The 1,424-nt window shown below is 56.8% G+C and carries 2 protein-coding genes; one reads left to right on the top strand and one right to left on the bottom strand.

Annotation, left to right across the window (positions count from 1 at the left end; translation table 11 throughout):
- Positions 1-94: 94 nt before the first annotated feature.
- The gene (locus G1E_RS11250) at positions 95-802 is read right to left on the bottom strand and encodes a LexA family transcriptional regulator (RefSeq protein ID WP_009686369.1); all 708 of its coding nucleotides are present in this window, start codon (positions 800-802) and stop codon (positions 95-97) included.
- An 88-nt stretch (positions 803-890) separates the two neighbouring features.
- Between G1E_RS11250 and G1E_RS11245 the strand changes: the two genes are divergently transcribed.
- A complete protein-coding gene (locus tag G1E_RS11245) occupies positions 891-1,202 on the top strand; it encodes a DUF6124 family protein (protein WP_009686368.1) in 312 nt (103 codons plus the stop codon).
- Positions 1,203-1,424: the final 222 nt, after the last annotated feature.

Here is a 1,424-nt window from a genome sequence, read left to right as displayed (position 1 = left end):
AGCTCGCGATGCGCCGCGCGGGCGGCGCTCGATTTCACAGGCGCCATACTGATCAAGCCCTACGCTCACCAGCCTCACAACAACCTCAAAACACCTAGAAGGAGCCATGCACCCGCACAACCACCCCCAAGAACTCGCAGCCTTCCTCGCACAACAAGGCCGGGTAATTACTGTTCAATGCCTTGAGATACCGCTGCCCACCCTCCTCGGCCAATTCACGAAAAATCGCCGGTTTACCTGGCTGACGCGCAATCACCAGACGCCCAGGTACAGCTTGCGCCCCAGGGTCCACCAGCATTCGCATGCCCTGCGGCACACTGCGGCCACTGATAGCACTCATCGCATCATTTTCCACCGTCAGCCAGAACGCCTTCCCCTGAGCCAGGTAATCGGTCTGCTCGAACTCAGCAGGCTCCGCGATCTGGGCACCACCTAGCTGATCCCAACTCAACACCGGATAGCGGAAACATACGATGTATTGCATCAGGTCCAGGTCATCATCATCGTCATCCACCTCGTAGGTACCGCGCTCCTCGCCGACCTGGCCCTGAACGCGCAACTGCAAGCTGACGTGGTAATGAGGCATGCCAATCTCGACGAACGTGCGGTTCATCGACTCGATCTTCGGCTGACGCCTTTTGTTCACCCAATGCCCCACGCTGCCTTGAGACACGCCAACGCGCTCGGCAAGCTGCTCTTGGGTAAGCCCTAGCTCCTCCATCCGGTCACGGACGAGGGCAATCCATTTATCCATATTCATCGCTGGCACGATACGGACTGCCTTCTGGCGCTCAATAAACATTCAGTATTATTTCTTGGTGGCAATTCAAATACTCCAGGTATTAGTATCGGCCTGATCCCTTTCCTTACTGGCATTAGCAGGTATCAGGATGAAACTACCGAAAAACGACGAAACAGATCTCGACAGCGAAGCCGCCCGCCGCGCCCTCGACTACTACCTCAACCCCAACCCGCCACGCCCGACGCTGGACAACAAGATCTGGACCCTGCACGAAGGCGTGACCAGCGAGCAGGCCCAGGAACACGCCATCGCCCTGCTGCGCTGCGCTGCCGCCACCGCACAGGAAACCGCCACGCACCAGCACGGCAGCCAGCGCGAGCTGACCTTCGCGCTGATGCACATGATGGACATGGCACGCGCGCTGCTGGAGCACAAGCAACGTGAAGACCGGGGTTTGTAGATGTACGGAAGGGAGAGCACGTGATGGCCGCGTAACGGCAAAGGCCCCGATTGCCGGGACAAGGAAGCGCACCGGTAAAACTTTTTTACCGGAATGATGAAAATTCATTTGACTGGCAAATGATAACGATTATTATTGCACTCAGCTGATCGCGAGATCTGCTGGATAACCTGAAAGCTTAGGTCGCTTTCAGATTATCTCCTCATCAGGCTAATCACGGTT

It is taken from the genome of Pseudomonas sp. TJI-51, assembly GCF_000190455.2.
Taxonomy (GTDB): Bacteria; Pseudomonadota; Gammaproteobacteria; order Pseudomonadales; family Pseudomonadaceae; genus Aquipseudomonas; species Aquipseudomonas juntendi.
This window is presented reverse-complemented; position numbering and strand designations above follow the sequence as displayed.